The organism is Nocardioides sp. S-1144, from assembly GCF_005954645.2.
GTDB classification, from domain to species: Bacteria; Actinomycetota; Actinomycetes; order Propionibacteriales; family Nocardioidaceae; genus Nocardioides; species Nocardioides dongxiaopingii.
The window spans coordinates 1026561-1049622 of record NZ_CP040695.2; the positions used below are offsets into that span (position 1 = coordinate 1026561).

21 protein-coding genes and 2 tRNA genes are annotated in these 23062 nt (G+C 73.0%); 18 read left to right on the forward strand and 5 right to left on the reverse strand.

Annotation, left to right across the window (positions count from 1 at the left end; all coding sequences use genetic code 11):
• Positions 1 to 16: 16 nt before the first annotated feature.
• Positions 17 to 514, reverse strand: coding sequence for a MarR family winged helix-turn-helix transcriptional regulator (locus tag FE634_RS04960; protein WP_137292552.1), 498 nt, complete (start codon positions 512 to 514; stop codon positions 17 to 19).
• 89 nt (positions 515 to 603) lie between these two features.
• A complete protein-coding gene (locus FE634_RS04965) occupies positions 604 to 1818 on the reverse strand; it encodes an acetyl-CoA C-acetyltransferase (RefSeq protein ID WP_138875257.1) in 1215 nt (404 codons plus the stop codon).
• A gap of 96 nt (positions 1819 to 1914) precedes the next feature.
• Here FE634_RS04965 and FE634_RS04970 point away from each other — a divergent pair, with 96 nt between their 5' ends.
• Entirely contained in the window at positions 1915 to 2796 is an 882-nt protein-coding gene (locus FE634_RS04970; protein ID WP_148240393.1) for an acyl-CoA thioesterase, read from the forward strand.
• On the opposite strand, the gene FE634_RS04975 is transcribed toward FE634_RS04970, so the two are convergent.
• Both FE634_RS04975 and FE634_RS04980 read right to left on the reverse strand, forming a co-directional pair.
• Entirely contained in the window at positions 2780 to 3196 is a 417-nt protein-coding gene (locus FE634_RS04975; RefSeq protein ID WP_137292555.1) for a globin, read from the reverse strand. The genes FE634_RS04970 and FE634_RS04975 overlap by 17 nt on opposite strands.
• Positions 3196 to 4212, reverse strand: coding sequence for a mechanosensitive ion channel family protein (locus FE634_RS04980; RefSeq protein ID WP_138875258.1), 1017 nt, complete (start codon positions 4210 to 4212; stop codon positions 3196 to 3198). The genes FE634_RS04975 and FE634_RS04980 overlap by 1 nt, the downstream gene beginning before the upstream one ends.
• A gap of 64 nt (positions 4213 to 4276) precedes the next feature.
• On the opposite strand from FE634_RS04980, the gene FE634_RS04985 reads away from it, so the two are divergent.
• Complete coding sequence (locus FE634_RS04985; protein ID WP_138875259.1) at positions 4277 to 4663, forward strand: hypothetical protein; 387 nt, start codon at positions 4277 to 4279, stop codon at positions 4661 to 4663.
• Complete coding sequence (locus tag FE634_RS04990; protein WP_137292558.1) at positions 4650 to 5030, forward strand: DUF5130 family protein; 381 nt, start codon at positions 4650 to 4652, stop codon at positions 5028 to 5030. The genes FE634_RS04985 and FE634_RS04990 overlap by 14 nt, the downstream gene beginning before the upstream one ends.
• Positions 5031 to 5263: 233 nt before the next feature.
• On the opposite strand, the gene pepN is transcribed toward FE634_RS04990, so the two are convergent.
• Positions 5264 to 7831, reverse strand: coding sequence for an aminopeptidase N (gene pepN, locus FE634_RS04995; protein ID WP_138875260.1), 2568 nt, complete (start codon positions 7829 to 7831; stop codon positions 5264 to 5266).
• A gap of 180 nt (positions 7832 to 8011) precedes the next feature.
• Here pepN and FE634_RS05000 point away from each other — a divergent pair, with 180 nt between their 5' ends.
• The 15 genes from FE634_RS05000 to FE634_RS05075 all read left to right on the forward strand — a co-directional run bounded on the left by FE634_RS05000 (position 8012) and on the right by FE634_RS05075 (position 23049).
• A complete protein-coding gene (locus tag FE634_RS05000; RefSeq protein ID WP_187366828.1) occupies positions 8012 to 9688 on the forward strand; it encodes a CHAP domain-containing protein in 1677 nt (558 codons plus the stop codon).
• 28 nt (positions 9689 to 9716) lie between these two features.
• Entirely contained in the window at positions 9717 to 10343 is a 627-nt protein-coding gene (locus FE634_RS05005) for a mycothiol-dependent nitroreductase Rv2466c family protein (protein ID WP_138875262.1), read from the forward strand.
• Positions 10344 to 10427: 84 nt separating this feature from the next.
• Entirely contained in the window at positions 10428 to 11597 is a 1170-nt protein-coding gene (locus tag FE634_RS05010) for an N-acetylmuramoyl-L-alanine amidase (RefSeq protein ID WP_137292562.1), read from the forward strand.
• A gap of 25 nt (positions 11598 to 11622) precedes the next feature.
• Positions 11623 to 12555, forward strand: coding sequence for an MOSC domain-containing protein (locus tag FE634_RS05015; RefSeq protein ID WP_222847672.1), 933 nt, complete (start codon positions 11623 to 11625; stop codon positions 12553 to 12555).
• A gap of 9 nt (positions 12556 to 12564) precedes the next feature.
• Complete coding sequence (gene metG, locus FE634_RS05020; RefSeq protein WP_138875264.1) at positions 12565 to 14385, forward strand: methionine--tRNA ligase; 1821 nt, start codon at positions 12565 to 12567, stop codon at positions 14383 to 14385.
• A gap of 343 nt (positions 14386 to 14728) precedes the next feature.
• Complete coding sequence (locus tag FE634_RS05030) at positions 14729 to 15340, forward strand: LysE family translocator (protein WP_137292566.1); 612 nt, start codon at positions 14729 to 14731, stop codon at positions 15338 to 15340.
• A gap of 118 nt (positions 15341 to 15458) precedes the next feature.
• Positions 15459 to 16028, forward strand: coding sequence for an LURP-one-related/scramblase family protein (locus FE634_RS05035; RefSeq protein WP_148240394.1), 570 nt, complete (start codon positions 15459 to 15461; stop codon positions 16026 to 16028).
• 141 nt (positions 16029 to 16169) lie between these two features.
• On the forward strand, positions 16170 to 16913 hold the full coding sequence (locus tag FE634_RS05040; protein WP_138875265.1) for an alpha/beta hydrolase: 744 nt from the start codon (positions 16170 to 16172) through the stop codon (positions 16911 to 16913).
• 38 nt (positions 16914 to 16951) lie between these two features.
• The gene (locus tag FE634_RS05045; RefSeq protein WP_138875266.1) at positions 16952 to 17455 is read left to right on the forward strand and encodes a ribose-5-phosphate isomerase; all 504 of its coding nucleotides are present in this window, start codon (positions 16952 to 16954) and stop codon (positions 17453 to 17455) included.
• A complete protein-coding gene (locus FE634_RS05050; RefSeq protein WP_138875267.1) occupies positions 17448 to 18332 on the forward strand; it encodes an Fpg/Nei family DNA glycosylase in 885 nt (294 codons plus the stop codon). Before FE634_RS05045 ends, FE634_RS05050 begins: the two co-directional genes overlap by 8 nt.
• Before the next feature lie 53 nt (positions 18333 to 18385).
• Entirely contained in the window at positions 18386 to 19489 is a 1104-nt protein-coding gene (locus FE634_RS05055) for a PP2C family protein-serine/threonine phosphatase (RefSeq protein ID WP_262347583.1), read from the forward strand.
• Positions 19490 to 19567: 78 nt separating this feature from the next.
• A tRNA-Gly gene (locus FE634_RS05060) sits at positions 19568 to 19641 on the forward strand.
• Between the two features lie 46 nt (positions 19642 to 19687).
• Positions 19688 to 19760, forward strand: a tRNA-Pro gene (locus tag FE634_RS05065).
• A 38-nt stretch (positions 19761 to 19798) separates the two neighbouring features.
• Positions 19799 to 21235, forward strand: coding sequence for a trigger factor (gene tig / locus FE634_RS05070; RefSeq protein ID WP_138875268.1), 1437 nt, complete (start codon positions 19799 to 19801; stop codon positions 21233 to 21235).
• Between the two features lie 89 nt (positions 21236 to 21324).
• The gene (locus tag FE634_RS05075) at positions 21325 to 23049 is read left to right on the forward strand and encodes a serine/threonine-protein kinase (RefSeq protein ID WP_148240395.1); all 1725 of its coding nucleotides are present in this window, start codon (positions 21325 to 21327) and stop codon (positions 23047 to 23049) included.
• The last annotated feature ends 13 nt before the right edge of the window (positions 23050 to 23062 follow it).

Genomic DNA, 23062 nt, shown 5'->3' on the forward strand with positions numbered 1-23062 from the left:
GCGACGGGTCGGCGTCCTAGCGGATCTCCATCTCGGGGTGCGCGGCGATGAGGTGGTCGGCGACGGTGTTCATCACCCGTCCGAGCGCGTCGAAGTCGTCGGGGTCGGCGAGGTCGACGATGTGGTCGCGGACGCCGTTGACGTGGGTGGGGGCGACGTTCTCGAGCAGCTCCCGGCCGCGCTCGGTCATCACCGCGACCACGCCGCGCCCGTCGTCGGCGGAGCTGGTGCGGGTGACGAGCCCGGCGGCCTCCATCCGCTTGATGGTGTGGGTGACCCGGCTCCGGCTGTGCGCGAGCGACTGCGCCAGCTGCGCCATCCGCATCTGCCCGTCGCGCTCGGAGAGGCGCACCAGGATCTCGTACTCGACGAGCGAGACACCGTGGTTGCGGCGCAGGTCGTCGTCGAGGCGGTCGAGGAGCAGCGTCGTGCCCAGGACGAGGCCGCGCCACGCGACCTGCTGGTCCTCATCGAGCCAGCGCGGTTCGGGACGGAGGGGGAGACGGGCGGCCACCCGCCGAGTGTAGGCTTCCCTACCCCCTGGCCGGGAGGTCCGCGCGACCGCCACCCGCTCGGGGGGTGCGTGCCGCCGCCGCGGGCCGGCTAGAGCCGCTCGAGGATGAGGGCCATGCCCTGCCCGCCGCCGACGCACATGGTGATCAGGCCGGTGGACTTGTCGTGCCAGTCCAGGCTGTTCAGCATCGTGTTCTGCAGGCGCGCACCGGTCATGCCGAACGGGTGGCCCACCGCGATCGCGCCGCCGTTGACGTTGAGCCGGTCGAGGTCGATGCCGAGGTCCTGGTAGGACGGCACGACCTGGGCGGCGAACGCCTCGTTGATCTCGACGAGGTCGATGTCGCCGATGCTCATGCCGGCGTGCCGGAGGGCGTTGCGGGTCGCCTCGACCGGGCCGAGACCCATGATCTCGGGGGAGAGGCCGGAGACGCCGGTCGAGACGATCCGGGCCAGCGGGGTCAGGCCGAGCTCGGCCGCGCGGGAGTCGGACATCACGACGACGGCGGCGGCGCCGTCGTTGAGCGGGCAGCAGTTGCCGGCGGTGACGACGCCGTCGGGCCGGAAGACCGGCTGCAGCTGGGAGGCGGCCTCGTAGGTGACGCCGGCGCGCGGGCCGTCGTCGGCGGTGACGACCGTGCCGTCGGGCGTGGTGACCGGGGTGATCTCGCGGGCCCAGAAGCCGTCGGCGATGGCCTTCTCGGCGAGGTTCTGCGAGCGGACGCCGAACTCGTCGAGCTCCTGGCGCGACAGCCCGCGCAGCCGGGCGACGTTCTCGGCGGTCTGGCCCATCGCGACGTAGACGTCGGGGAGCTCGCCGTCCTCGCGCGGGTCGTGCCAGTCGACCCCGCCCTCGGCGGTCTGCGCGGTGCGGGCCTGGGCCGCCGCGAACCGGGGGTTCTGCGTGTCGGGCCAGTGGTCGGAGGTGCCCTTGGCGAAGCGGGAGACCATCTCGACGCCGGCGGAGATGAACACGTCGCCCTCGCCGGCCCTGATCGCGTGGAACGCCATCCGGGTCGTCTGGACCGAGGAGGCGCAGTAGCGGGTGATCGTCGCGCCGGGGACGTCGTCCATGCCGTTGAGGACGTTGACGACCCGGCCCATGTTGTTGCCGGACTCGCCGCCCGGCAGGCCGCAGCCGAGGTAGAGGTCGTCGACGGTGTGCGGGTCCAGCGAGGGGATCTTGTCGAGCGCGGCGCGCACGATCGTCGCGGTCAGGTCGTCGGGACGCAGGTCCTTGAGCGACCCCTTGTTGGCCCGGCCGATCGGGGACCGGGTGGCAGAGACGATGACGGCTTCGGGCATGCGGAGCTCCGGTTCTCGGGGGACGACGGGCGATCTCCCTGCACGATAGGACACCGCTGCGCGCGCCCGCGGTCGCGGAGGGGGCAGACTGACGCCGTGCGCCACCTGTACCAGTGCCCGATGCGGTGGGCCGACCTCGACCTGCTGGGCCACGTCAACAACGTCGTGTACGTCGACTACCTCCAGGAGGCGCGCGTCGACCTGATGCGCTCGCTCTTCCCGGCCCCGGCCGGGGTCCAGGACGACCTCGCCGACGGCGTCGTCGTGGTGCGGCACGAGGTGACCTACCTCGCGCCGCTGACCCTCACCCTGCGTCCGGTGAGCATCGAGTGCTGGGTCACCGAGGTGCGCGCCGCGTCGTTCACGATGGCCTACGAGGTCTTCCACGACGACCCCGGCAGCGACGGCGGCCGGCACGTCTACCTCCGGGCGACCACGCTGCTGACGCCGTACGTCTTCGCGACCGAGCGGCCGCGACGCCTGCGCCCCGACGAGCGCGCCACCCTCGAGCCCTACGTCGAGCCGGCCGTCGGGATCCCCGCCGCGCCGCTGCCCTCGGTCGACCGGACGGTGGGGCACCGCTACCCGCTGCACGTCCGGTTCTCCGACGTCGACGTCTACCGCCACGTCAACAACGTGAAGTACTTCGAGTACTTCCAGGAGTCGCGGGTGCGGCTGATGGACGACCTGACCCGCGGCACCGCCGCCGCCGAGTCGGGGCCGGGGTTCGTCGTGGTCCAGACCGACGTCGACTACCGGCGGCCGATCCTGCTGCGCCCGGAGCCGTACGACGTCTGGGCAGAGATCGCCCGGGTCGGCACCCGGTCGATGACGATCGAGTCCGAGATCGTCGACGGGGAGACCCTGCTCGCCCGCTCCCGGGTGACGCTGGTCTTCTACGACGCCGACACCGGTCGCTCCACGGAGCCGACGGCGGCGATGCGGGACGTGCTGGCCGGGGCTACTCGAACGAGTTGACCATGAACTGGGCGGCGTGGGTCACGTAGTCCCAGAACTTCGCGTCCTGCTCGGGCGTCAGGTCGGCGGCGTCGAGGCCGGCGCGGAAGTGGTGCAGCCAGCGCTCCTTGGCGGCCGGGGTGACCGCGAACGGCGCGTGCCGCATCCGCAGCCGCGGGTGGCCGCGGGCCTCGGAGTAGGTGGTCGGGCCGCCCCAGTACTGCACGAGGAAGAGCAGGAACCGCTCCTCGGCCGGGCCGAGGTCCTCCTCGGGGTACATCGGGCGCAGGAGCTCGTCGGTGGCCACGCCCTCGTAGAAGCGGTGCACGACGGTGCGGACCGTCTCGAACCCGCCGATCTCCTCGTAGAACGTCACCCCGCCATTGTCCGGCTCGATGGTGACGTCCTGCGTGGGGGGCATCAGGCGCCGCCCTCGACGTCGTCGGGTCGCCGGCGCGCCGGCTCCTCGCGCTGCCACACCACGCGCTGCGGGAAGGGCTTCTCGATGCCCTCGTAGTCGAAGCGGTTCTTGATGCGCTGGCGCATCTCGCGGGCCACGGCCCACTGCTCGCCGGGCGTGGTCTTGAGCACGACGCGCACCGTGACGCCGTCGACGCCGAGGTCCTGGACGCCCCACACGGAGGGCTCCTCGATGACCTGACCCTTGAAGTCGTCGTCCTCCCAGAGGTCGTGCGCGACCTCGCTGAGCACGCGCCGGACCCGGGCCAGGTCCTCGTGGTAGGCCACGCTGACGTCGAGCACGGTGCGGGCCCAGTTCTGGCTCTGGTTGCCGACGCGCACGATCTGCCCGTTCGGGACGTACCAGACGGTGCCGTTGACGTCGCGCAGCCGCGTCATCCGCAGGGTGACGGCCTCGACGGTGCCGATCGCCTCGCCGAGGTCGACGTCGTCGCCGACGCCGTACTGGTCCTCGATGATCATGAAGACGCCGGAGAGGAAGTCCTTCACCAGCGACTGGGCGCCGAAGCCGAGGGCGAGCCCGACGATGCCGGCGCTGGCGATGATCGGGGCGATGTCGACGCCGATCTCGCTGAGCATCATGGTGCCGAAGACGGCGACCAGGAGCCCGGTGACGATGCTCTTGAGCAGGCTCCCCATCGCCTCGGCGCGCTGGCTGCGCCGCTGGCTGGCCCCGAGGGCGACCCGGTCGGGCAGGACGCCGTGGGCGGCGCGCCGCACGATCCGGTCGATCACCTTGTGGACGAGCCAGCGCAGGGTGACGGCGAGCAGCAGCAGCCCCATCAGGGCCAGCGGCTTGCCGATCAGGACGTCGGAGTAGCGCGCGAGGGTGTCGTTGTTGGTCTGGTCGAAGACGGTGTTGCAGACGCTCTCGCCCTCGGCGCACGGATTGGCCACGAGGGCCGGGCCGAAGGGTCGGGGGAGCGCACCGAGCGCGACGATGTCGGGTACGGGCATGGGTGCATGCATAACAGGTACGCCCGCCTCGTTCGACTTCCTGGACGGCGATAGACTGGGCCCCGTGACTGGGACCGTGACGAACCACACCGGCGACCCCCGCGGTCGGCTCCACCGGGCGCGCCGCCTCCTCACCGTGGCCGGCGCCGCCGGTGTGCTGGTGGCGGGATCCGCGGGTGCCGCCTCCGCCGACGTCCCCGAGGGCTGGGACACGCCGCCGTCGATCGACACCGGCTTCGCCCTGCTGATCCTCCTCGGGGTGCCGGTCGGCCTGTTCCTGCTGATCACCCTGCTGACCTACCTGCCGGCGATGATCCGCGGCGAGCGGCTCGCGCCCGGCGGCCAGGTGCCCGAGGACCAGTGGCTCGGGGGCCCGCGCCGGAGCCCGAACGAGCTCGCCGCGCCCGACACCGCCGAGTCCCGGGCCGGGGGATCCAGTGCCCGCTGGTGAGTACCTGAGCGAGGCCGACCGGTCCTCGCTCGACGTGGTGATGCGCAAGGCCGAGCAGACCTGCCGTGCGGAGTTCTCGATCTTCGTCGGCCGCGCCCAGGGCGAGCCCCGCGCGTTCGCGACGAGCCTGCACAACTCGATGGTCGCGCCGGCGCGCAGCATCCTGATCATGGTCGACCCCGACGCCCGCAGCGTCGAGGTCGTCACCGGGGGCTTCGTGCGCGAGACCCTCACCGACGCGCAGGTCGAGCTGGCCACCGCGACGATGGCCGAGGCCTTCGCCGACGGCGACCTCGTCGGCGGGCTGCGCCACGGCATCCGGCAGCTGGGCGAGCACGCCCGCACCGCCCGCCCGCGCAAGGCCTGACCGCTCCGGTTCCGCACGACCGGGATCCGCGACGTCCGGGATCCGCGTCGTCCGGGATCCGGGACGTAGGGGATCCGGGTCGTCGGGGAGCCGCGACGTGCGCGATCCGCGACGTGGGTGATCGCCTGCGTCCAGGAAGACCCGGCGTCCGGGATCGCCGACGGCGGAGACCCGACACGACGGGGACCCCGGTCGTCCGGGGTCCCCGTCGTCGGCGCGTCGTCAGCGCCCGGTCAGCCGGCGTCCTTGGCCTGCGCGGCCAGGGCGCGGGCGACCTCGGCGCGGCCCTCCCGCACGTAGCGCACCGCGCCCGGGTTGGCGGTCGTGGTGGCGAGGTAGGCGTCGACCTTGTCGAGCAGCTCGGCGGAGGCCAGCGGCTTCGGGAAGAAGTGCTCCAGGGCGACCGAGCCCCGGTGGGCGCCGATCCGCTCCCAGGTGCTGTCGACGAGGTCGAGGTACTTCTCGACGTACGGCGCGAGCACCTCCTCCTGGCCCGAGCGCATGAACGAGAGCACGATGCTGCGCGCGGTCTCGTTCGGGGTGCCGGCTTCGAGCATGCCGAGGCGCCAGGCGGTCTCCTTGGCCTCGGCCGTCGGCATCGCCGCGCGCGCCGCTGCCGCGTGCTCCTGCCCGGAGATCGTGTTGTCGGTGGCCAGCACCTCGTCGATGCGGGCGTCGTCGGCACGACCGCGCGCGGCCAGGGCGGTGACGAGGCTCCACCGCAGGTCGTCGTCGACCGCGAGGCCCTCGACCACCAGCGAGCCGTCGAGCAGCGACTCGAGGGCGTCGAGCGCCTCGTCGGTGTGGGCGGCACCGGCGTAGGAGCGGGCGAAGGTGAGCTGGGAGTCGCTGCCCGGCTCGGCCGCGTCGAGGAGCCCGCGCAGCCCGCGCTCCCACTGCAGGCGCAGCTCGTCGCGGTGGGCCGGCGCGGAGTAGGAGTTCACCGCGAGGGCGGCGTAGGCCGGGATCCGGGTGACGCCCCAGGCGTCGGTCTCGCTGCCGATGTTGGCGAGCACGAGGCTCACGAAGTCGGTGGCCGAGAGCTCGGCGTCGCGGGTCATGTCCCAGGTGGCGCCCCAGACCAGGGCCCGGGCGAGCGAGTCGTCGAGGCGGGAGAGCCCGCCGACGACGGTGGCGAGGGAGCGCTCGTCGAGGCGGATCTTGGCGTAGGCCAGGTCGCCGTCGTTGAGGAGCAGCAGCGCGGGCTGCCGCTGCCCGACGGCCGCCTCGATGTCGGTGGACTCGCCCTCGACGTCGACCTCGATGTAGTCGCGTCGCACCAGGCGGGGCTCGCCCTGCTCGTTGGCGACCTCGTCGTACAGGCCGATGCCGAGGCGGTGCCGGCGCAGCGTCGGCTGGTCGGCCGCGGCGGTCTGGCGGACCGCGAGCCGGGTGTAGGCGCCGTCGGCGTCGAGCTCGAACTCGGGGGTCAGCGTGTTGACGCCGGCGGTCTGGAGCCACTCCTCGGCCCAGCTGCCGAGCTCGCGGCCCGAGGAGCGCTCGAGCGCGACGAGGAGGTCGCCGAACTCGGTGTTGCCGAACGCGTGGTCCTGGAAGTACTGCCGCAGGCCGGCGATGAACGGCTCCAGCCCGACCCACGCGACCAGCTGCTTGAGCACCGAGGCGCCCTTGGCGTAGGTGATCATGTCGAAGTTGACCTCGACCGCCTCGAGGTCGTGGTTGTCGGCGGCGATCGGGTGGGTGCTGGGCAGCTGGTCGGCGCGGTAGCCGGTCTGCTTGCGGGCGTTCGCGAAACCGGTCCACGCGTCGGTGAACTCGGTCGCCTCGGCCTCGCACCAGTAGCAGGCCCACTCGGCGAACGACTCGTTGAGCCAGAGGTCGTCCCACCACTTCATGGTCACGAGGTCGCCGAACCACATGTGGGCCATCTCGTGGGTGATCACCGAGCAGCGGAACTCGTAGAACGAGCGCGGCTGGCGCGAGCGGGGGAGGTACTCGTCGCGCAGGGTCACGCAGCCGGCGTTCTCCATCGCGCCCATGTTGTACTCCGGCACGTAGAGCTGGTCGTACTTCTCGAACGGGTAGGGGTAGCCGAACTGGCGCTCGAAGAACTCGAAGCTCTGCCGGGTGATCTTCACCAGCTCGTCGCGGTCGAGGTGCTCGACCAGGGACTGCCGGCAGTAGTGGCCGAGCGGGATCTCGCCGAACTGGCCCTCGTAGGTGTCGAAGACGGCGTGGTACTCGCCGGCGACGACGGCGGTGATGTAGGTCGACATCCGCTTCGTGGGCGGGAAGGTCCACACCGCCGCGCCGCCGTCGAGCGCCTCGGGCTCGGGCGTGGGGGCGTTGGAGACGACCTTCCAGTGGTCGGGGGCGGTGACGCGGAAGGTGAAGACGCTCTTGAGGTCGGGCTGCTCGAAGGTGGTGAAGACGCGGCGGGCGTCGGGGACCTCGAACTGCGAGTAGAGGTAGACCCGGTCGTCGACGGGGTCGACGAAGCGGTGCAGGCCCTCCCCGCTGGTGGAGTAGGTGCAGTCGGCGCGGACGACGAGCAGGTTGTCTGCCTGCAGGTCGGGCAGCGGGATCCGGCTGTCGGCGTAGGTCGCGGGGTCGAGCGGGGCGCCGTTGAGGGTCAGCTCGTGGACGGTGGCGCCGACCAGGTCGGCGAACGTCGAGGCGCCGGGCTCGCGGCAGGTGAAGGCGATCGTGGTCGTGGAGCCGAAGGTGTCGGTGGTGCTGTCGGGTGCCGTCGTCAGGTCCAGGTCGATGGAGTACGACGTCACGTCGAGGAGTGCGGCGCGGGTAGCGGCCTCGTCCCGTGTCAGGTTGGTTCCAGGCATGCCCCTCATCCTGGCACTGCTCGGTGCCGATGGTGCAGGTGGTCGGCCGGGCGGTTCACGGCCCCGCCCGCGCGCCGACTGGAACGACACGCCTGTGATTCGAAATGCGAGCCAAAGTGGCCCCTGTGAATTATGGGGTTGCTGTTGCGAAACGCACCGGATGTGCTTGACAGTGGTCCCGTGCCTCTCCGTCGCAGTCCGTTGACCCGCCGCCCGACCCGTCCTCCGACCCGTCGTCCGAGCGGTCTCCTGGCCCGTCTGGTGGCGCTGGTCGTCCTCGGGTCGCTCGCGGTGGTCGTGCCGGTGGCGAATCCGTCGCCGGCGTGGGCGTCGTCGAGGTACCACTGCTCCGGCTACAGCGGGTGCGCGAACGCCGGCTACAGCGACGACGGCTACGGCCGGGTCAACAACCAGATGTACTGGCGGATGTACTCCGGCCACAACTGCACCAACTACGTCGCCTACCGGATGATCCGGGCCGGGATGTCGACCGAGCGGCCGTGGGGCGGGACGGGGATGGCCTACAACTGGGGCCTCGCCCGCCGCGACGTCACCGACACCAAGCCCGCCGTCGGCGCGGTGGCCTGGTGGAACCGCGGCGTGTCCGGCGCCGGCTCGAGCGGCCACGTCGCCTACGTCGAGAAGGTCGTCTCGTCGACGGAGATCGTGATCTCCGAGGACTCCTGGAACGGCGACTTCCACTGGCGCACCATCTACAAGGACGGCACCGGCTGGCCGACCGGCTTCGTGCACCTCGCCGACAGGGCCCCGGCCCCGACGCCGGCCGTCACGGTGCGCACGGCCCCCTCGATCAGCGACGCCCCGAAGGTCGGCGTCCCCGTGCGCGGCACCTGGGCGGCGTTCACGCCGAAGGCGACCCACACCGTGCAGTGGCTCCGCAACGGCACGGCGATCCCCGGCGCGACCACCAGCACCTACACGCCGACCGGTGAGGACGCCGGCGCGGTCCTGACCTTCCGCGACACCGGGAGCCGCGCGGGCCACACCGCCGCGGTCGCGACGTCGGCGCCCTCGGCGCCGGTCGCCAGCGGCGCGTTCCTGCGCCGGACCTCACCGGTCGTCACCGGTGACCCGACCGTCGGGGCCACGCTCAGCGTCGTCCCGGGTGCCTGGTCGCCGGCGCCGGCCTCGGTCAGCGTCCGCTGGTCGGCCGACGGCGTCTACCTGTCCGGCCGCAACGGCCCGACCCTCGAGCTGACCCGGGGCCTGGTCGGCAAGACCATCTCGGCCGTCGAGGTCGCCCGGGGGCCGGGCCTGCCGAAGGCGTTCGGCTACTCCAACCGGGTCGGGCCGGTCGTCAGCGGCAACGTCGCGGTCGCCCAGCCCTTCGCGGCCTCCGGCACACCGCGCCACGGCTCGACGCTGAGCTTCGCCGGTGCCTCCTGGACGCCGAGGGACGCCGTCGCCACCTACCAGTGGCTGCGCGACGGCGCGGTGGTACCCGGCGCCGTCGCCCCGACCTACCTGCTCGGCGCAGCGGACGTCGGCCGCACCATCGAGGCGCGGGCCACGGTGGCGAAGCCCAACTTCCGGCCCGTCGTCCAGGCGGCGACGTTCGGCCGGGTGACGACCGGGGCCGCGATCACGCTGCGGGCCGGCGGGCGCAAGCGCGCGGTGATGGTCCGGGTCCGGGTCCGCGCCCCCGGCGCCGTCCCGACCGGCAGCGTCGTGGTCAAGGTCCGCAAGCGGACCACGACCCTGCCGCTGGTCGACGGCGTCGCCACCATCCGCGTCGACCGGCTGCCCGCCGGACGGCGCTGGGTCAAGGTCACCTACGCCGGCGACGGCCTCGTCACGGGCTCGGCCGCCGGCGCGTGGGCGACCGTCAAGCCCTGACCACCGCCCTGGTGGTTGAATCCGGAGCATGAGCACCCCCACCACCGCCGACTTCTGGTTCGACCCCCTGTGCCCCTTCGCGTGGATCACCTCGCGCTGGATCCTGGAGGTCGAGCAGGTCCGTGACATCCAGGTCACCTGGCACGTCATGAGCCTGGGCTACCTCAACCAGGACAAGGACATCTCCGAGGAGTACCGCGAGCTGCTCGCGCCGGCCTGGGGGCCCGTGCGGGTCTGCATCGCGGCCGAGCAGAAGCACGGCCGCGAGGTCCTGCTGCCGCTCTACACCGCGCTCGGCACCCGGATCCACGTGGACGGCCGCACGCTCCACGAGCAGGAGGACGCCGGCCGCTCGATCATCGTGGAGTCGCTCGCCGAGGCCGGGCTCGAGCCCGAGCTGGTCGACGCGATGGACGACTCCGGTCTCGACGCCGCGGTGGCCGCGAGCCACCACGAGGGCATGGACCAGGTCGGCAACGACGTCGGCACCCCGACGATCGCGATCGAGGGGGCCGCGTTCTTCGGCCCGGTCCTCTCGAAGATCCCGCGGGGCGAGGACGCCGGCCTGCTCTGGGACGGCTGCGTCGCCGTCGCCAAGGTGCCCTACTTCTACGAGCTCAAGCGCTCGCGCACCGGGGACCTCGACTTCAGCTGAGCCCCGCGTGCCTCGTCCCGTCGCCGGTGGCGGGACGGGGCGGCGTTGTTGTCTCTGTGACGCATGTGGCGCATGATCTTGGTGATGCCTTCTCTGACCACGCCGCCGGGACGCCGTTCTGCCGCGCTGGGCGCCGTCGTCGCGGCCGCGCTCACCGCACCGACGCTGGCGGTGACGGCCGCACCGCCGGGGTCCGGGGCCTCCGCGGCACCCGCGCCCGTACGCGCCGAGCCGCCCGTGCAACGACTCGACCCCGCCGGCGCCGGGCTGCGTGCCGCCGACGTGCCGCTGCCGGCCGACCGCCGCACCGTCGAGACGGCGACGCCGTTCGCGATGGTGGGGGTGACCTGGACCGACGACGGCGCCGACCGCGCGGTCCGGGTCCGCACGCGCTCCGAGGACGGCTGGTCGTCGTGGCGCGGGCTCGAGCAGATCGGGGACGGACCCGACCGCCGCACCCGCGAGCGGTCCGCGGGGGTGGCCGCCACCGACCTGCAGTGGGTCGGCACCGCGGACGCCGTCCGCGTCGACGTGGCCGGGGCACGCCCGGCCGACCTCACGCTCGTCCTCATCGCACCGGACGGCACGCAGGTCCGCAGCCCGGCGCGGCCGCAGCCCCGTCTGCTGGCCCGCGACACCCGCAACCCGTGGTCGCCCAAGCCGGCGATGCGCGGGCGCGCGCAGTGGGGGGCCGACCCCGCGCTGAGGTCCGGGGCCGCGCGCTACAACAGCACGATCCAGCAGGTGCACGTGCACCACACGGTGAACAGCAACACCTACGCCCGCGACGACGTCCCCGGCCTGCTGCGTGGCATCTACCGCTACCACACCCAGAACCTCGGCTGGTCCGACATCGGCTACAACTTCCTCGTCGACCGGTTCGGGCGCACGTGGGTCGGCCGGGCCGGCGGACCCCGCAAGCCGGTGCTGGGGGCGCACACCCTCGGCTTCAACAGCACCTCGACGGGGGTCGCGGTCATCGGCAACTTCGAGGACGCCCGGCCGCGCCGCAACGTCGTCTCGGCGCTGGTGCGGCTCTCGGCGTGGAAGCTGGACCGCTACGACCGCAAGCCCCGCGGTCGGGTGAGCGTCACCTCCTCCGGGTCGGACCGGTTCCCCGCCGGCGAGCGGCCCCGGCTGCCCACCATCGACGGGCACCGCGACACCAACCAGACCGCGTGCCCCGGCGAGAGGCTCTACGCCGAGCTGCCCACGATCCGCCGACGGGCCGCCGCGCGCATCGCCCGCTGGTGAGGTGCGCGGGCCGTAGCCTGTGGCCGTGCCGATCAGCCTGACGTCCCTGCGCCGCTACCCGGTCAAGTCCTGCCGCGGCGAGGAGCTGCCGACCGCGACCGTGCGGCCCTGGGGGCTCGACGGCGACCGCCGCTGGATGGTGGTCGACCACGCCGGCGCGGCGATCACCGCCCGCGAGGTGAACCGGCTGCTCCTGCTGGACCCGCAGCTCACCGCGACCGGCCTGCGCGTCGAGGCTCGCGACGGTGCTGCCGGCGGTGCCGGCGGTGCCGGCGGTGCTGCCATCGCGCCGCTCGAGGTCGCCACGCCCGACCCGGCGCACCAGGTGCCGGTCTCCCTGTGGTCCTCGCGGCTCACCGCGGCCGCGGCGGGGGCCGAGGCCGACGCCTGGTTCAGCGAGGTCCTCGGCACCGACGCCCGGCTGGTCCACCTCGACGACCCGACGCGCCGCCCCACGACGCCCGACTACGGCGACGAGGGCGACGTCGTCTCGCTCGCCGACGGCTACCCCCTGCTGCTCGCGACCGAGGAGTCGCTGGCCGCGGTCAACGACCAGGTCCTCGCCGCGGCGCCGCACGGGCGGGAGCCCCTGACGATGACCCGGTTCCGGCCGAACGTGGTCGTCTCGGGCGCGGCGGCGTGGAGCGAGGACGACTGGCGGCGGATCCGCATCGGCGACGTGGTCCTCCGCGCCGTGAAGGGGTGCGCGCGCTGCGTGATCACGACGATCGATCCCGACACCGCCGTCCGCGAGAAGGAGCCGGTCGCCGCGATGGCCCGCATCCGGCGCTTCGACAACAAGACCTGGTTCGGCACCAACCTGGTCCCCGACGTCCCGGCCGGGGGCGACGGCGTCGTGGTCCGGGTCGGCGACGAGGTCGAGGTGCTCGACGCGGTCGAGCCGGGCGCGGGTCCGTTGCGGGTGCCCACGCGAAACGCGGTGGCGCGGGCTCACTAGCCTGGGGCCATGACCCACGTCCTGTCCGCCGTCGCCTGGCCCTACGCCAACGGCCCCCGCCACATCGGCCACGTCGCCGGTTTCGGTGTGCCCTCCGACGTCTTCAGCCGGTACTCGCGGATGGCCGGACACGACGTGCTCATGGTCTCCGGCTCCGACGAGCACGGCACCCCGATCCTGATCGCCGCCGACGAGGCCGGGGTCTCGCCGCAGGAGCTCGCCGACCGGAACCACCGGATCATCGCCGAGGACCTGGTCTCGCTCGGCTGCACCTACGACCTCTACACCCGCACGACGACGCGCAACCACCACGCCGTCGTCCAGGAGTTGTTCCTCGGGGTCTACGAGAACGGCTACTTCGTCGAGCAGACGACCTACGGCGCCATCTCGCCGTCGACCGGGCGCACGCTGCCCGACCGCTACATCGAGGGCACCTGCCCGATCTGCGGCGCCGGCGGGGCCCGGGGCGACCAGTGCGACACCTGCGGCAACCAGCTCGACCCCGCCGACCTCATCGACCCGGTCTCGAAGATCAACGGCGAGACGCCGGAGTTCATCGAGACCCAGCACTTCTTCCTCGACCTGCCGGCGCTGGCCGACGCGCTGGGGGAGTGGCTCGACGGCCGGGCGGCGACCGGGCTGTGGCGGCCGAACGTGATCCGCTTCAGCCAGAACATCCTCAAGGAGATCCGGCCGCGGGCGATGACGCGCGACATCGACTGGGGCATCGCTGTCCCGCTCGACGGCTGGCGCGAGAACCCCACCAAGAAGCTCTACGTCTGGTTCGACGCGGTGGTCGGCTACCTGTCGGCCTCGGTCGAGTGGGCGCGCCGCTCGGGTGACCCGGAGGCCTGGCGGAAGTGGTGGAACCCCGCGACGGCCGGGGGCGCCGGGGGCAGCGAGGCGCTGTCCTACTACTTCATGGGCAAGGACAACATCACCTTCCACAGCCAGATCTGGCCCGCCGAGCTGCTGGCCTACTCCGGCAGGGGCTCCAAGGGCGGCGAGCCGCGCGAGTACGGCGAGCTCAACCTGCCCACCGAGGTGGTCTCGTCGGAGTTCCTCACGATGGAGGGACGCAAGTTCTCCTCCTCGAAGAAGGTGGTCATCTACGTCCGCGACCTGCTCAGCCGCTACCAGCCCGACGCCTTCCGGTACTTCGTGGCCGCGGCCGGCCCCGAGAACCAGGACTCCGACTTCACCTGGGCGGAGTTCGTGCGCCGCACCAACGACGAGCTGGTCGCGGGCTGGGGCAACCTGGTCAACCGGACCGCCACGCTGATCGCGAAGAACTTCGGCGAGATCCCGCCGGCCGGCGTCCTCACCGAGGACGACGAGCGGGTGCTCGCCGTGGCCGAGCAGGCCTTCACCGTCGTCGGCGACCTGATCGGCCGGCACCGCCAGAAGCAGGCGATCGCGGAGGCGATGCGCGCCGTCGGCGAGGTCAACAAGTACGTGTCCGACACCGAGCCGTGGAAGCTCAAGGGCGAGGATCAGCGCGAGCGCCTCGGCACCGTGCTGCACGTCGTCGCGCAGTGCGTGGCCGACCTCAACCTGGTGCTGGCGCCGTTCCTGCCGTTCTCGGCGAACGCCGTCGACCGCGTGTTCGGCGGCGCCGGCGACGTCGCCCCGATGCCGCGGATCGAGGAGGTCGACGACCTGGACGGGGGCGCGGGCTACCCGATCATCACCGGCGACTACACCACGGCCCCCGCGTGGCAGCGCCGCGCGGTCGTGGTGGGCACACCGGTCGAGAAGCCGACCCCGGTCTTCACCAAGCTCGACGTCGCGGTCGTGGACGAGGAGCTCGCCCGCCTGGCCGGTGGGTGACGCCCCTCGGTGGGCGGCTCAGCCGCCGAGGTCGAACTCCTGGACGTCGGCGCTCCGGGTCGCGGCGCGCTGGTCGTCGTCGGGACCGGAGCCGCGGAACGCCTCGAGCTCGCGGCGGCCGGCCCACCTCTCGTGCACGTTGATCCGCGCCGGGTCGAGCAGGTCCGCGGAGATCGCGAAGTCGAGGCAGCCGTCGGCGGCCCGGCCAGCCGGACGACCTCCTCGCAGCCACGCAGGTAGGCGGCGCGGTCCGCGGGGGAGACGAGGAGGTGTCCGGCGACGATGATCACGGGGGTACCGACCCCTGGCCGGGGCCGCACTCATCGCAGTAGCGTCACCAGCCATGAGCCTGGCCTTCCTGCTCACCACGCTGGTGATCGTCGCGACGCCCGGCACGGGCGCGCTCTACACCCTCGCTGCCGGCCTCACCCGCGGCGGCCGCGCCGCGGTGCTCGCGGCCTTCGCCTGCACCCTCGGCACGGTGCCGCACCTGGTGGCGGCGATCACCGGCCTGGCGGCGGTGCTGCACGCGAGCGGGCTCGCCTTCGCCACGCTCAAGTACGCCGGCGTCGCCTACCTGCTGTGGATGGCGTGGTCGACCTGGCGCGACACCGGCGCGCTCGCCATCGACGAGGACCGTCGGCCGGTGAGCCGTCGCCGCGTCGTGGCGGAGGGGATCACCCTCAACCTGCTCAACCCCAAGCTGACGATCTTCTTCTTCGCCTTCCTGCCCCAGTTCGTGCCGGCCGGGTCACCGGGCGCGGTGCCGCGGATGCTCCTCCTGAGTGGGATCTTCATGGCCGCGACGTTCGTCGTGTTCGCCGCGTACGGGATCGGCGCCGCCGCCGTCCGCGACCGGGTGCTGGCTCGGCCGCGCCTGGTGAACCGGGTCCGGAAGGTCTTCGCGGCGACGTTCGCCGCGCTCGGCGCCCGGCTGGCCCTCGAGTCGCGCTGACGCGGATCCCGGTCGTCATGACGCGGATCCCGGTCGTCGCCGACGCGGATCCCGGTCGTCGCTGACGCGGATCCCGGTCGTCACGACTGGGACCCGGGTCGCTGGGTAGGTTCCGGTCATGACCGCACCCAGCCACGTCCCCCTCTTCTACGTGAAGCAGAAGTTCGCCATGACCACGAACCGCTACGAGCTCGTCGGGGCCGGCGCGGGCGGGGCCGAGGGCCAGTCGCTCGGCGTCGCGCAGCAGAAGCGGATGGCGTTCAAGGAGGAGGTCACCTTCTACACCGACGAGTCCAGGAGCCAGGCCGTCTTCAGCTTCCGGGCGCGCAAGAAGATCGACCTCAACGCCGGCTACGACGTCTTCGACGCCCAGGGCCAGCAGCTCGGCTTCTTCCGCAAGGACTTCGGCAAGAGCCTGCTCCGCTCGACCTTCCACCTCGAGGGCCCCGGCTACCAGGCCGTCGGCCAGGAGCGCAGCCAGGCCGTGGCACTGGTGCGCCGCTTCGCCGACATCCCGTTCCTGCCCATCCACTTCGACTTCACCACCCCCGACGGCCGCACCGTCCTCTCGGTGCAGCGGCAGAGCACGGTGCGCGACCGCTACACGGTCACGGTCGGCGACCCCGCACTCGACTTCCGCGTCGCCGCCGCCGTCGCGGTCGGGCTCGACGCCCTCATGCAGCGGTGACGCTCTACCCGCAGTCCCGGCACCGCGGTCGAGCGGGCCGCGGCCGAGCCGCCGGTCTCCACCCCGGGCTACGACGTCGAGGCCGCCCGGGTCGCGGCCCGCGAGGCCGCTGCCGCGCAGCCGCGCGAGGAGGTCGAGCGCGTGCTGGACCTCGACGCCGGCGGGGTGCCGTGCCGGCTCTACCTGCCGGCGGGGGCCGCGCCCGGCGTCGTCGTGCACGCGCACGGCGGCGGCTTCGTGTTCAACGACGTCGCGGTGCACGACGCCTCGTGCCGGCGACTCGCGAACCGGACCGGGACCGCCGTGCTCAGCGTCGACTACCGGCTGGCGCCCGAGCACCCGTTCCCGGCCGCGGTCGAGGACCTCGACGCGGTCGTGGCCTGGCTCGACGAGCACGGCGAGGGCCACGGGCTCACCGGGCCGACCTACGGCCACGGCGACAGCGCCGGCGCGAACCTCGTGCTCGTCGCGGCGCTCCGCCACCCGGACCGGTTCCGGGCCCTCGCGCTGGTCTACCCGTTCCTCGACCCGACCGCGGCGGGAGCCTCGCACCATGAGGAGGTCGAGGGGTTCGACCCGCGCGACGTCGCCTGGTACTGGGAGCAGTACACCGGCGGCGACGCCCGGCACCACGCCGACCCCGACCTGGCCCCCTTGCTCTCGGACCGGTTGGGCACGCTGCCGCCCACGTTCGTGATGACCTCCGAGCACGACCCGTTGCGCGACGAGGGCGAGCTGCTCGCGGCCCGGCTCGCCGAGACCGGCGTCGAGGTCCTCGGCGTCCGCTACCTCGGTCAGGTCCACGGGTTCTGGCGCCACCCGGACGCGTTCCCGGCGGCCGAGCCGCTGCTGCGCCAGGCCGCGGCCTTCCTGCGCGACCACTGACCGGTCGCCCGGAGCGGGGTTCTGGAACACTCGGGGCCATGCGCGTCCACCTCGGCAGCGACCACGCCGGCCTCGACCTGAAGGCCCACCTGACGACCTGGCTCACCGACCACGGCTACGAGCCGGTCGACCACGGCCCGTTCGTCTTCGACGCCGTCGACGACTACCCCGTCTTCTGCCTCCGGGCCGCCGAGGGGGTCGTCGCCGACCGCGCCGAGGGCCTCGACAGCCTCGGCGTGGTGATCGGCGGCTCCGGCAACGGCGAGCAGATCGCCGCCAACAAGGTCCTCGGGTGCCGCGCGGCGCTGGCCTGGTCGGAGGAGACCGCCTCGCTCGGGCGCGAGCACAACGACGCCAACGTCGTCGCCGTCGGTGGCCGGATGCACTCGCTCGACGACATGACCCGGTTCGTGCAGGTGTTCCTGGAGACGCCGTTCAGCGGTGACGAGCGGCACGTGCGCCGGATCGGCATGCTCTCCTCCTACGACGAGACCCACGTGCTCCCGCCGCTGCCCGCCTCCGCTCGGCCCGGCGATGCCTGAGGGTCACACCCTCCACCGCCTCGCCGGTGAGCTCACCCGGGCCTTCGGCGGCCGCACGGTCGCCGTCAGCAGTCCCCAGGGCCGCTTCGCCGACGCCGCCGCGCTCCTCGACGGCGAGAGGCTCGTCGACGCCCAGGCCTGGGGCAAGCACCTGTTCGTCGAGTTCGCCGGCGAGCGCTTCGTCCACATCCACCTCGGGCTGATCGGCGGCATGGACGTCCGCACCGACGTCGACCCCGACGTCGGGGTGCCCCCGCCGGTCGGACAGGTCCGGCTCCGGATCGCCACCACCGACGGGCCCGACGGGCCCGACGGGCCCGACGGGGGCGCCCTCGCCCTCGCCGACCTCCGTGGTGCGATCACCTGCGCCCTCGTGACGGCCGAGCAGCGCGCCGCGACCCTGGCGAGGTCCGGTCCCGACCCGATCCGCGCCGACGCCGACCCCGACCGTGCGTGGCACCGGATCCGCCGCAGCAACCGCACCATCGGTGCGCTGCTGATGGACCAGGGCGTCCTCGCCGGCGTCGGGAACGTCTACCGGGCCGAGGTGCTCTTCCGCAACCGGCTCCACCCGCTGCGCCCCGGCACCACGCTGCGGGTCGGTCAGTGGCAGGCGATCTGGTCCGACCTGGTGGTGCTGATGGCCGAGGGCGTCGTCAGCGGCCGGATCGACACCGTCCGCCCCGAGCACACGCCCGAGGCGATGGGGCGCCCGCCGCGGCGCGACGACCACGGCGGCGAGGTCTACGTCTACCGGCGCACCGGCCTGCCCTGCCTCGTGTGCGGACGACAGGTCAGCACCGCCGTCCTCGAGGGGCGCAACCTCTTCTGGTGTTCGCGTTGTCAGCCCGTGTTCCGCTCGCGCGCCGTAGGGTGACCCCGGCGCTCCCCCCCACCGAGGCCCCAGCCAGGCCTGCAACGAGGTCCCCCGTGTCCAGCAGCACCCTCCCCTCCCGCGCCGCGCCGGGTCCCTCGCCGTGGCGACGCTGGAGCCGGGCGCGACGCCGCTCCGCGAGCGCCGAGCTGCGGATCGGCGCTGCGCTGTGCCTGTTCTCGGTCACCGTGACGGTGCTGGTGATGCTGTTCCCGTCGCGGACGCCGTTCAGCAGCCTGGTGCTGCCGGTCGTGCTCGGCAGCATCCTGCTCGGGCCGCGCCTGCTGCCGTGGTTCGTCGGGTTCGACATGGTGATGCTGACGATCTGCGTCTCCCGGCAGGAGAGCCTCACCGGCCGCGTGCTCGGCGCCGCGACCGTCCAGCTCGCCGTCGCGTGCGTCGTGCTGCTGGCCAACCTCCAGCGGGCCCGGCTCGGGGTCGCCGGGCTGCGGGGGGAGTCGATGTTCGTCGACCTGCGGGACCGGATCCTCGACCAGGCCCACATCCCCGACCTGCCGGCCGGCTGGCAGGTCGAGTCCGCGCTGCACTCCGCCGGTGGGACGGCGTTCGCGGGCGACTTCGTCGTCGCCTCGCGCAGCGCCGACGGGACGTCGCTGCAGGTCGTCGTCGTCGACGTCTCCGGCAAGGGCGAGGCGGCCGGCACCCGGGCGCTGCTCCTCTCGGGGGCCTTCGGCGCTCTCCTCGGCGCCCTCCCGCCCGCGGGGTTCCTGCCCGCCGCCAACGCCTACCTCCTGCGCCAGGCGTGGGACGAGGGCTTCGCCACCGCGATCCACCTCTGCCTCGACCTCACCACCGGCGCCTTCGAGGTGCGCACGGCCGGCCACCCGCCCGCGGTCCACCGCGCCAGCGGCACCGGGCGGTGGGCGGTGCTGCACACCGAGGGGCCGGTGCTCGGGCTGCTCGACGACCTCGACCTCACCGTCCGGCGCGGCCGCCTCGACCACGGCGACGCCGTGCTGCTCTACACCGACGGCATCATCGAGGAGCCGTGCCGCGACCTCGACCTCGGGATCGACCGGATGATGGGGGAGGCCGAGTCGGTGCTCCGCGGCTCCTTCGTCGGTGCCGCCGGGCGGCTCACGACCACGCTCGGCTCGCGCGACGACGACCGGGCGATGGTGGTGGTGCGCCGCACCTGAGTCGGCGCCGGGTCCCGTTTGGGTGCGGCGCCCGCCGCTGTGGCACGATTCAGGGGTGCTGGGCCTGTCTCAGCGTGCGCGGATGTAGCTCAATGGTAGAGCTCCAGTCTTCCAAACTGATTACGCGGGTTCGATTCCCGTCATCCGCTCCAAGCGGCCTCCTGGCGTCCCCTGTGACGCCCCCCGGAGCCGTCTTGGCGGGGCGTAGCGTAGTGGCTAGCGCGCCTGCTTTGGGAGCAGGAGATCGCAGGTTCGAGTCCTGTCGCCCCGACCGCAACCAGCCACAGACCCAGACGAAGGAGACCACCTGTGAAGAGCGCCGTCGAGACCTTGAGCCCCACGAGGGTCAAGCTCACCGTCGAGGTGCCCTTCGAGGAGCTCAAGCCGAACCTCGACAAGGCCTACCAGCAGATCGCCAAGCAGATCAACGTCCCCGGCTTCCGCCGCGGCAAGGTGCCGCCGATGGTCATCGACCGTCAGGTCGGGCGCGGCGCCGTCCTCGAGCAGGCCATCAACGACACCCTGCCCCAGAAGTACGTGGAGGCCCTGGAGGCCAACGAGCTGACGCCGCTGGCGCAGCCCGAGATCGAGGGCCTCGAGATCGCCGACGACGAGGGCTTCGGCTTCACCGCCGAGGTCGACGTCAAGCCCACCATCACCGTCCCCGACTACACCGGGATCACGGCCTCCGTCGACGACGTCGAGGTCACCGACTCCGACGTCGACGAGCAGGTCGACGCCCTGCGTGAGCGGTTCGCCACGCTGACCGACGTCGAGCGGCCCGCCGCCGACGGCGACTTCGTCGTGCTCGACCTCAAGGCCACCCAGGACGGCGAGGTCGTCGAGGGCGCCGAGGTGACCGGCATGTCCTACCAGGTCGGTCGCGGCGGGATGATCGAGGGACTCGACGAGGCGCTCGTCGGCCTGACCCCCGGCGAGGACAAGATCTTCGACAGCGAGCTCGTCGGCGGCGACCTGTTGGGCGAGCAGGTCCAGGTGGCCGTCTCGATCAGCCAGGTCCAGGAGCAGGAGCTCCCCGAGTACGACGACGAGTTCGCCCAGCTCGCCTCCGAGTTCGACACCGTCGAGGAGCTCACCGCCGACGTCCGCGAGCGCCTCGGCCGGGGCAAGCGCCTCGAGCAGGCGGCCGCGGCCCGCGACGCCGTCCTGGAGGCCCTGCTGGAGCAGGTCGAGATCCCGCTGCCCGAGAGCATCGTCACCGACGAGCTGAACTCGCGCCGCCAGAGCATCGAGCAGCAGCTCGCGATGGCCGGGATCACGATGGAGAAGTACCTCGAGGACGAGAGCCAGACCGTCGAGGAGTTCGAGGCCGACCTCGACCGTCGCGTGCGCGATGCCGTCGCCGCCCAGTTCCTCCTCGACGAGATCGCGAAGAAGGAGGAGTTCGGCATCGACCAGGCCGAGCTCTCCCAGCACCTGGTCCGGCGCGCCCAGCAGTCCGGCCAGGACCCGCAGCAGTTCGCGAACCACATGTTCGAGCACAACCACATCCCGGACCTCGTCCAGGAGATCCTGCGCGGCAAGGCGCTCCAGACGATCGTCGACGCCGCCGTCGTCACCGACGCCTCGGGCAACGCCGTCGAGCTGAAGAACCTCCGCCCCGACGGCACCATCGGTGACCCGGAGGCCGAGGCCGCCGAGGCCGCCGAGGCCGAGGCCGACGTCGAGGAGGCGGACGCCGAGGGCGACGCCGAGTCCGACGACGACGCCGCCAAGGACGCCTGACCCGTCCCGCACGACACCCACGCCGACCCGTCAGAGCATCTTCTGACGGGTCGGCGTCGTCACGGGCGGCGTCCTACTAGGGTTGCCGCATGGTGTCTGGAGGCATGGGGACGTCCGACGGCTCGGACGCCGCGTGGCGCCCGCCCGCGGCGGGACCGGCCACCGTGGAGGAGCTCGACGGCTACACCGACCTGACCGAGGTCGGGCGCGGCGGCGACTCGGTCGTCTACCGCGCGCGCCAGGAGTCGGTGGGCCGCGACGTCGCGATCAAGGTGCTCAGCATCGACACCACGTCCGACCCCGCGCGGTCGGTGCGGTTCAAGCGCGAGATCGACATCACCGTGCAGCTCGGCCGCCAGCACCCCAACATCGTCACCGTGCTCGCCGTCGGCACGACGGCCTCGGGCAAGCCGGCCGTCGTCATGGACTTCTTCGAGGGCGGCACCCTCCACGACCGGCTCAAGGCGCACGGGCCGCTGCCGCCCGAGGAGGTCGGACGGATCGGGGAGGTGCTCGCCGACGCGCTCTCCTTCGCCCACGAGCGCGGCGTCCTGCACCGGGACGTGAAGCCGCAGAACGTCCTGGTGCTGCCCACCTCCTGGGTGCTCGCCGACTTCGGCATCGCGCGCCTGGTCGACTCCGAGCACACCTCGTCGGCGGAGACCTTCACCTACCGTCACGCCGCCCCGCAGATCCTCGACGGCCACCCGCCGACCCCGCTCGACGACGTCTGGTCGCTCGGGTCGACGCTCTACACGCTGCTCGACGGCCGGCCGCCCTTCGCCAGCGACGACCCCGACGAGGACTCCGCCCTGGCCTACCTGCGCCGGGCCCGCACCGAGCCGCACCGGCCCCTGCAGGTCCCCGGCGCGGAGCGGCTCGCGCCGATCATCGACCGGTGCCTCAGCAAGGACGTCGCGGGCCGCTGGGGCTCGGCCGCCGCGCTGCACGACGCCCTGCACGCGCTGCGCGGCTCGGCCTGGGAGCCGGCGGGACCGACGACGCCGCCGCTGCTGGCCAAGGCCGCGCCGCCCCGCACCGCCGGTGACGCGGCGGAGTCGCCGACGCCCACGCCGACCCCCACCCTGCACGCGTCGGCGCCGGCCCCGATCTCACCGGCCCCGATCTCGCCGGCGCCCCTGTCCCCGTCGCCGGCTCGTGGTGCGGAGCCGGCCGAGCCGTCGCCGGTGGCGATCTCGGCGGTCTCGCACGTCGTCCGGGTCGCCGACGCCGCCCCGACCGGCACCGGGTTCCCCGACACCACCGGCGCCGCCCCGGGCCCGTCCGAGCCCACCCCGGAGGCGCCCGAGGAGGAGAAGGCCCCGCGCCGGCGGCTCCCGATCGTCCTCGGCGTCGCGGCCCTCGTCATCGGGCTGCTGCTCGGCCTGCTCGGCGCGGTCCTGCGCGGCCGCGACGACGACGAGACGCCGGTCCGGGCCGCGGTCACGCCGGACGGCAGCGCGGTCGCCCCGCCGAGCGTGGGCGGCACCGTCACCTCCCGCCCCGACACCGACCTCGCGGTCGTCCTGCAGTCCCTGGAGTACGACGGCGTCACGCTGCGGGCGACGTGGACCGACCCGGCCGACGGTGAGGGCTCCTTCGCCCTGCTGGCGACCGACCCGAGCTTCCCGAACGGACGGGTGATCGCGACCTTCCCTGCCGGTCAGACCAGCGGCGAGGCGGCCGTCCGCGGTCTCCCGCCCGGGCGCACCTGCTTCTTCATGGGCGTCTTCCTCGTCGACGGCACCTACGGCCTCAACAACCGGCAGAGCCGGTGCGAGGAGGTCGTCGCGGGCGGCGGCTTCGCCTCCTGACGCCGACCCCGAC

Coding starts and splice junctions, on each gene's coding strand:
- FE634_RS05035 (WP_148240394.1), top strand. CDS start 15,459: ATGACCGCACCCAGCCACGTCCCCCTCTTCTACGTGAAGCAGAAGTTC.
- FE634_RS05010 (WP_137292562.1), top strand. CDS start 10,428: ATGCCTTCTCTGACCACGCCGCCGGGACGCCGTTCTGCCGCGCTGGGC.
- FE634_RS05045 (WP_138875266.1), top strand. CDS start 16,952: ATGCGCGTCCACCTCGGCAGCGACCACGCCGGCCTCGACCTGAAGGCC.
- pepN (WP_138875260.1), bottom strand. CDS start 7,831: ATGCCTGGAACCAACCTGACACGGGACGAGGCCGCTACCCGCGCCGCA.
- metG (WP_138875264.1), top strand. CDS start 12,565: ATGACCCACGTCCTGTCCGCCGTCGCCTGGCCCTACGCCAACGGCCCC.
- FE634_RS05005 (WP_138875262.1), top strand. CDS start 9,717: ATGAGCACCCCCACCACCGCCGACTTCTGGTTCGACCCCCTGTGCCCC.
- FE634_RS05030 (WP_137292566.1), top strand. CDS start 14,729: ATGAGCCTGGCCTTCCTGCTCACCACGCTGGTGATCGTCGCGACGCCC.
- FE634_RS05075 (WP_148240395.1), top strand. CDS start 21,325: ATGGTGTCTGGAGGCATGGGGACGTCCGACGGCTCGGACGCCGCGTGG.
- FE634_RS04975 (WP_137292555.1), bottom strand. CDS start 3,196: ATGCCCCCCACGCAGGACGTCACCATCGAGCCGGACAATGGCGGGGTG.
- FE634_RS04965 (WP_138875257.1), bottom strand. CDS start 1,818: ATGCCCGAAGCCGTCATCGTCTCTGCCACCCGGTCCCCGATCGGCCGG.
- FE634_RS04980 (WP_138875258.1), bottom strand. CDS start 4,212: ATGCCCGTACCCGACATCGTCGCGCTCGGTGCGCTCCCCCGACCCTTC.
- FE634_RS05050 (WP_138875267.1), top strand. CDS start 17,448: ATGCCTGAGGGTCACACCCTCCACCGCCTCGCCGGTGAGCTCACCCGG.